Below are 7005 nucleotides of genomic sequence, written 5' to 3' on the forward strand. Positions count from 1 at the left end.
GGGTATCACTTTCACGTTGGCGAATTTTTTCTAGGTTTTGATTAACCTGACTGCACAAGTAAGCCCACAGGCGATTGATGAAAAAATTCTGATGATGTACCTGTATTTCGATAATAACTTGAGTTCCATTATCTAACTCCGCTAAAACATCTATACTAGTATAGAAATCTTGCGCCGAATAGGGCATGGAAGGCAAGACGTGAATGTTGCTTCCCTCCAAAATGGTCACATTTTTTGCTGGCAAGTCCAACATATCGCGAATAAATTGACAAGTGATTTCTGGATTGCTAAAGATTTTCTTAGCAACCAAATCGTTGGTCGGGCTGATGCCCGGATGTCTTAAAGTCATCCATTTCCTCCTTCTATTATACCATATTTTTAAATCTAAGATTACTAGATTCGATGGTTCTATCTATTTATTCGGAAAAAGTAGAAAAAGTAGAGAAAATTAGGAGAAATTTCAAACTATATTATTTATCTGAAAGCGAGGACGCTCACCATAGATATTATAACCCTGATAAAAACAAAAGAGCTAGCCTAAGCTAACTCTTATCCTATGCGGAGAGAGGGACTTGAACCCTCACGACCTAAAGCGGTCACAGGATCCTTAGTCCTGCGCGTCTGCCAATTCCGCCATCCCCGCGTCGATTACTTTACTAGTATATCAACTTTTGGGATGCTTGTCAACACTTTTTTCAAATTTTTTCATTTATGTGATTTGAATGTGATTGCAGTCTGACTACACCAATATCTAAGACCATAAAAATAACTTATGTCTAATAATTCAATAATTTTCTATAAAATTTAAAATCTTACCTATACCTTGATATCAGAAGATAGATTATACAAAACAGAAAGAACTTTATCTGCTTTTTCTAGAGTTGTTTTATACATAATTGTATCAGTATACATTTTACCTAATGGTAGCAAGTCAACATATAAAACTGGACGGTTAAAATCTGTCGTTATTAATTTGATTCTAAAAATACTAATTTTTTGCCTAGTGTGTTTCGCACCGACCTGACTTCCGACAATTGCACCAATACCACCAAAAAGTAAACCTCCTGCAACAGAAGCTCCTAAACCTCCCTTACTTACAACATTATCATTTTGAACTAATTCATAAGAAGTAATTTCTTTGATATTAATTACTTCTTTATTCATTAATCGAATATCTCCTGTATCTTTATTAATATCAAAAATTCTTTTTAAAATAATATGAGTTGGTTCATATACATTTAATTTTTTATTTACCTTTTTAGATTGTGTTTCATTATTTTTAGACTGTGATTCAGTATTTTTAAATTTCGTTTCAGTTTTGTGCTTATTAGTTCTTCCAGAAATGGAGCGTTTCTCTTCACGTTTAGCCAACCATAAAAATAGCCCTGACAAAAGAAGCGACATTACTAAGTTTGGTACAAATTGTTCCATACCTAGTTGTAATTGAGAAAAACTACCTATAATTCCTAATCCAAAAAAGATACTTAATCCATAATAAATTTTTCTTTTCATAATTTCCTCTTATTCTAAATTTGCCTTTCTTTTTAACATGGAAAATTTCATTTCATCAACCAAATTACTCTAAAATTTCATTTAGATTTTCATCTACTAACTTAGCTCCAAGTGTATTTTTGAAATGACCTAGGGCAAATTGGTGATTTTCAGGCCAGATGGAAGCAACAGCTGGTTTAACAATCTCGATGTCATATCCTAGATTATAGGCATCGATAGCTGTATGTAGGACACAGATATCCGTCAAGACACCTGTTAAGATAACGGTAGAAATTCGACGCTCTCTCAAACGGATATCCAGGTCAGTCCCTGAAAAAGCTGAGTAATGGCGTTTATCCATCCAAAAGACACGACTGTCTGAACCATGCTCTTGATAAAAGATCCCCAAATCTCCATATAAATTCCGTCCACTAGTCCCAATCAAATTGTGAGGAGGAAACAGCTTGCTTTCTGGATGGAAACAATCGTTTTCTTCATGAGCATCGATAGTAAAGAAGATGTAATCCCCTCGTTCAAAAGCTAATCGAGTCACCTTGCCAATAGCTTCTGAAATTGCCTGAGCTGGAGCGCCTGCTGTCAATTTTCCACTATCTGCAACAAAATCTTCTGTATAATCAATCGAAATCAAAGCCTTAGTCATTAGTAATCTCTTTTCTTCACTTCTTCAAAAATATCTGAAATCAAGACCTTAAGATAGGTTCCCTTCATTCCAAGCGAGCGACTTTCAATAATCCCAGCGGACTCAAGTTTACGAAGGGCATTGACAATCACAGAGCGGGTAATTCCGATACGGTCTGCAATCACAGACGCAGTCAACTGCCCTTCATTTCCATTTAATTCCCCTAAAATTGCTGAAACAGCACGGAGTTCGGAGTAAGAAAGGGTATTAACCGCCATGGTGACAGCAGTACGGCGACGGATATTTTTCTCATCTTCTTCACGCTGGAAGTTAAGAAGCTGAATTCCAACAACGGTACTGGCAATCTCAACCAAAATCAAATCTTCATCTTCGAATTTTTTATCATTGCGCCAAATAATCAAAGAACCAAGGCGAATCCCCGATACATGAATCGGTGCAATAGTCGTCAAGCCATCTGGAAAATCATCTCTACTCTCAACAGGAAAAATACTCATATCATGCTCAACAGGCAAGTTTGATTCTGTTTCGTAAATCATATTAGCCCCTTGAACGTAGTCATCTGGGAATATCTTAGTTTGGAAGAATTGCTCTACGCGATCTGTATTTGTTTTATAACGCATAAAATAGCCAAGCAGACGTCCCTTACTATTGATAATGCAGGCATTGCAATGAATAATATCCGCTAACTGACGCGTAATAGCGTTGTAAGGAAGCTCATCCTGCAACTGCTCCTCTGAGCGCTTCAAAATTGATGTAATTTTTCTTGTTTTTTCTAATAAATGTGCCATTTTTCACCTCGAATTTAATCGCTATCATTATAACATAAAAACGTCTCTTTTTCAATAATTATCTGAAAATTCCTTATTGACTTGCAATTTTTAAAAACCAGAATATTTTTAATTAAATTGCTCCTTTTCTATTGACAAGTTGCCTGTTTTTGTGTATCATAACATTATAAAGAAGATAATACAACAATTTTATTTATCTTTTTTCACATTCGGTCTCCTTATATAAAAAAGCGATTCATTTTGAACCGCTTTTTCTTATTTATCTCCCTTGTTACGAATAACAAAGCCTGTTTGCTTTTCACTTGAAGTATTGCGTGGTTTTTTATTGTCTTTATTACGGTAACGTCTGTCTTTATCAAAACGATCATTGCCACGACTTCCTTTTTTGAAATCATCACGGCGACCACCACGACGGTTGTCTCCACGGCGATTATCACGACGGTCATCTCCACGACGACCTCCCTTAGCTTTACCACCAAAGCCATTACCTGATGGTTTAAATGGCAGTGGTTTTTCACGCGCAATCTCCACTTCTGGAAGACTATCTGGATCTTGAACAGTCAGACTCAAGATATACATTGCCAATTCTTCTGGAGTAAATTCGGCAGCTAACTTACGAGCATCCTTACCAAATTTCTCAAAGTTGGCACGGATTGTCTCATCTGCAAAATCACGTTCGATTTTCTTGAGAGCTACCTGTTTTTTAGCTTGGAAGGCTTCTTCTGCACTTGCAGGTTTGAGACCTTTCATACGTTTCTTGGTCAAGTTCTCAATGATTTGGAGGTAACCCATTTCATTAGGTGAAACGAAGGTAATAGACTGACCTGACTTACCAGCACGACCTGTACGACCGATACGGTGAACATAACTTTCAGGATCTTGTGGAATATCGTAGTTGTAGACATGGGTCACACCTGAAATATCCAAACCACGCGCTGCAACGTCTGTCGCAACCAAAACATCAAGATTACCGTTTTTAAAGTCACGAAGGACACGAAGACGTTTGTTTTGGTCTAGGTCTCCATGAATTCCTTCTGCACGGAAGCCACGGATTTTAAGACCACGAGTCAATTCATCTACACGGCGCTTTGTACGACCAAATACGATAGCAAGCTCAGGCTGTTCTACATCCATAAGACGAGTCATGGTATCAAATTTTTCTTGTTCCTTAACACGAATATAGTATTGGTCAACCAATTCTGTGGTCAATTCCTTAGCCGCAATCTTCACATGCTCAGGTTCTTTCATAAACTGAACACCGATACGTTTGATGGCATCTGGCATAGTTGCTGAGAAAAGCAAAGTTTGACGGCTTTCAGGGACACGGGAAATGATAGCTTCAATGTCTTCAAGGAAGCCCATGTTAAGCATTTCATCCGCTTCATCAAGGATAAGAGTTTCAATATCTTGTAATTTCAAGGCCTTGCGTTTAATCAAGTCCAAGAGGCGACCTGGAGTTCCCACCACGATATGGGCACCAGATTTAAGAGCCTTAATTTGTTTTTCAATGCTTGATCCGCCGTATACTGAGCGAACTTTTACACCCTTACTGCGACCAAAGCGGAAGAGTTCTTCTTGACTTTGGACAGCTAGTTCACGAGTTGGAGCGATGACCAAGGCTTGGATAGTCGCTTCTTCTGTACGGATTTTTTCAAGGGTAGGCAAGCCAAAGGCTGCAGTTTTTCCTGTACCAGTCTGAGCTTGACCGATAACGTCCTTGCCTTCAAGAGCCAAAGGAATAGTTTGTTCTTGGATCGGACTGGCTTCTACAAAACCAGCTTTTTCAATCTCTGCTAGCAAATCAGCAGACAAGTTTAATTCATTAAATTTCACGTTATTCTTCTTTCTAAAGGTGGTGCGAAGCCACCCTATAGGGCTTAGTGTATACTTTTCTTTTTATGACGTATTTTCATATACTGGATACAAAATCGTGTTGCTTCTTTTCCACAAAAGAAAAGTACTGTTTTCTTTGCAACCTATCTAGTATAACACAAGACCTGAGCAAAAGATAGCCCAATCCGTCGATAAAGTCATGTAAACGATTTCGAGTTCAAGTTAGCCATCCAGAAGTCTTCTCTAGGCGACTTGTAGTTCAAGCATTTTTTAGGATAGTTGTTAATCCAATTTTCGATGAATGCGACTTCTTTAGGAGTCGTTTTCTTAGTTCCTTTAGATAACCATCTACGAATGAGCCTGTTGTGATTCTCATTAGTTCCCCTTTCCCAAGAGACATAGGGGTGCGCATAATAGATATGTTCCTCAGAAAATACATCAGACAAGCGGTTGAATTCGGCTCCGTTATCTGCCGTGATGGAGCGAATTTGATGCTGTTTTAAGATGAGTTTTAGAGCCCGATTGACCGCCTCAGCGCTTGATTTGGAATCAATCGGATAATCTGATGCCTACTCTTTCGGTCCGTCAAGACAAGCAAACAGTAGTTTTTCGCTCTTGTAAGCAGAACCATATCAATCTCATAATGCCTCCAAGCGAAGATTGATAGCTTCAGGACGCTGTTCGATGGATTGACCAGCAGGTTTAAAGTTGGTGCTATCTTGTTTCTTAGTAGTTTTTCCTTTTCTAGGATACAGGAGGTTCTGTTTGGTTAGTCCTAATTTTCCATGATGAATCCAATAGTAAATGATTGAAATTCCCACGTTAACGCCCTTAGCCTTGACCATCATTTCAGGAGAAAACTTTTGGTTATGATAGTGGAGAATCTTTTCCTTCAGCTCCTTGTTCAATCTTGATTTCTTGACCGAGCGCTTGCGATTGCTTTCATAAGACTGTTGAGCATAGTCGGCAGAATAAACCTCTTTGAAGCGCCCTTTTCCAAGACATTGTCGGACTGTCTCACGCTTGATTTCAGTATGGATAGTTTGAGGAGCTTTCCCAAGTAGAGAAGCAATTTCTCTATTTGATTTTCCTTCTTTTTTCCATCTTTCGATTAAGCGACGGCTATCGATTGTCAAATGTTTGGCTTTTGTAGTATAATTGTCTTGCATCTCTGTGCCTTTCTTGTGTTTGTGGTTGAACAACAAGTATAACACAGAGGTGTTTTCTTATGCCTAGAAGAGCTTTCATTTGACAATAGGAACCCTTGAAGCTGTTTTGTCAGCTAAACCAAGGCTAGTCTTAGCCTTGGCTTTCCAGCCTAACAGCTCCAAACCTCTTATCAAATGAAATCGAGGACTAGCTATAAGCTAGTTGAACCATCTAATTTTTAGGAGGACTGGGTGGCTAACTTCATTATAGAACTTCCAGTTTAGCAAAAGTCGTCACAATCCGCTGACAGACTTCTTGCAACAGAGATTTGGGCATGGCTACATTGAGGCGGGCATGGAGACTTCCTTCCTCTCCATAATCCGAACCAGGGTTGAGGATAACCTTGGCTTCATTTCTCAACAGCTCTTGCAATCTTTCATCAGTCAGGTCATAGGCTGAAAAATCGAGCCAAATCAAGTAGGTTCCTTGCGGTTTCATGACCTTGATTTTAGTCTCTTTTCCAAATAAATCCACCACATAATTGATGTGGTCTTCAAAGACTTGCTTGAGTTCCTCTAACCAATCCTTCCCATAGCGATAAGCAGCTTCTGTCGCCAAATAGCCCAAGCCTGAAATTTCATGCTGATTATTGATCAATTGACGTTTCTGGAAAGCCACTCGCAACTTAGGATTTTCAATGACTGCATATGAATTTTTTGTCCCAGCAATATTAAAGGTTTTAGTAGCACTGCTCAAGACGATAGCAAATTCTTTAAAGTCAGGGTTGACAGTATTGAAGGAATGATGTTTGTGACCAAAGAGGGCCAAATCTTGGTGAATCTCATCCGAAACCAACAAAACACCGTGTTTTTGGCAGAGTTGGCCAATCTTCTCTAACACTTCCTTTTCCCAAACACGTCCACCAGGATTGTGAGGGTTGCAGAGGATATAGAGTTTGACCTCCTCTTTCACCAAATCCTTTTCAAGTTGATCAAAGTCAATCTCAAACAGACCATCCTTTTCCACCAAAGAATTGGTAATCAATCTACGGTTGTTCAACTTGACACTGCGTGCAAAGGGGGA

At 38.8% G+C, this 7005-nt stretch carries 6 protein-coding genes, 1 tRNA gene and 1 pseudogene; all 8 read right to left on the bottom strand.

All coding sequences use genetic code 11. From position 1 onward, the window contains the following. Positions 1-349 (bottom strand): Rpn family recombination-promoting nuclease/putative transposase (locus SMIDD26_RS06200; protein WP_246746948.1); only part of this gene is annotated, 349 nt, incomplete at its 3' end. Between the two features lie 208 nt (positions 350-557). Continuing rightward, positions 558-643: transfer RNA gene (locus tag SMIDD26_RS06205), tRNA-Leu, on the bottom strand. Between the two features lie 173 nt (positions 644-816). Further along, entirely contained in the window at positions 817-1512 is a 696-nt protein-coding gene (locus SMIDD26_RS06210) for a hypothetical protein (protein WP_061439544.1), read from the bottom strand. A 64-nt stretch (positions 1513-1576) separates the two neighbouring features. Further along, entirely contained in the window at positions 1577-2152 is a 576-nt protein-coding gene (locus tag SMIDD26_RS06215; protein ID WP_061439546.1) for a cysteine hydrolase family protein, read from the bottom strand. Next, entirely contained in the window at positions 2152-2940 is a 789-nt protein-coding gene (gene codY, locus SMIDD26_RS06220; RefSeq protein WP_061439548.1) for a GTP-sensing pleiotropic transcriptional regulator CodY, read from the bottom strand. Before codY ends, SMIDD26_RS06215 begins: the two co-directional genes overlap by 1 nt. A 255-nt stretch (positions 2941-3195) precedes the next feature. Further along, positions 3196-4773: a degradosome RNA helicase CshA gene (locus SMIDD26_RS06225; protein ID WP_061439549.1), complete on the bottom strand. Its 1578-nt coding sequence runs from the start codon at positions 4771-4773 to the stop codon at positions 3196-3198. Positions 4774-4970: 197 nt separating this feature from the next. After that, positions 4971-5942, bottom strand: a pseudogene (locus SMIDD26_RS11670) (IS30 family transposase). Positions 5943-6186: 244 nt separating this feature from the next. Further along, positions 6187-7005 (bottom strand): aminotransferase class I/II-fold pyridoxal phosphate-dependent enzyme (locus SMIDD26_RS06240; protein WP_061439681.1); only part of this gene is annotated, 819 nt, incomplete at its 5' end.

This window comes from Streptococcus mitis (assembly GCF_001579035.1).
Lineage (GTDB): Bacteria > Bacillota > Bacilli > Lactobacillales > Streptococcaceae > Streptococcus > Streptococcus mitis_J.

Coding starts and splice junctions, on each gene's coding strand:
- codY (WP_061439548.1), bottom strand. CDS start 2,940: ATGGCACATTTATTAGAAAAAACAAGAAAAATTACATCAATTTTGAAG.
- SMIDD26_RS06210 (WP_061439544.1), bottom strand. CDS start 1,512: ATGAAAAGAAAAATTTATTATGGATTAAGTATCTTTTTTGGATTAGGA.
- SMIDD26_RS06215 (WP_061439546.1), bottom strand. CDS start 2,152: ATGACTAAGGCTTTGATTTCGATTGATTATACAGAAGATTTTGTTGCA.